Source organism: Carboxydocella sp. ULO1, from assembly GCF_002049255.1.
Classification (GTDB): domain Bacteria; phylum Bacillota.
Genome location: NZ_BDLQ01000068.1, coordinates 1 through 221, shown reverse-complemented (window position 1 = coordinate 221; position 221 = coordinate 1). Strand labels below are relative to the sequence as shown.

Here is a 221-nt window from a genome sequence, read left to right as displayed (position 1 = left end):
CGGTAAACGGCGGCCGTAACTATAACGGTCCTAAGGTAGCGAAATTCCTTGTCGGGTAAGTTCCGACCCGCACGAAAGGCGTAACGACTTGGGCGCTGTCTCAACGAGGGGCTCGGCGAAATTGTAGTACACGTGAAGATGCGTGTTACCTGCGACAGGACAGAAAGACCCCGTGGAGCTTTACTGTAGCCTGACATTGGATTTTGGTATTGCATGTACAG

At 52.5% G+C, this 221-nt stretch carries 1 rRNA gene; it reads left to right on the top strand.

Annotation, left to right across the window (positions count from 1 at the left end):
• A 23S ribosomal RNA gene (locus tag ULO1_RS09180) occupies window positions 1–221 on the top strand; the annotation flags it as partial.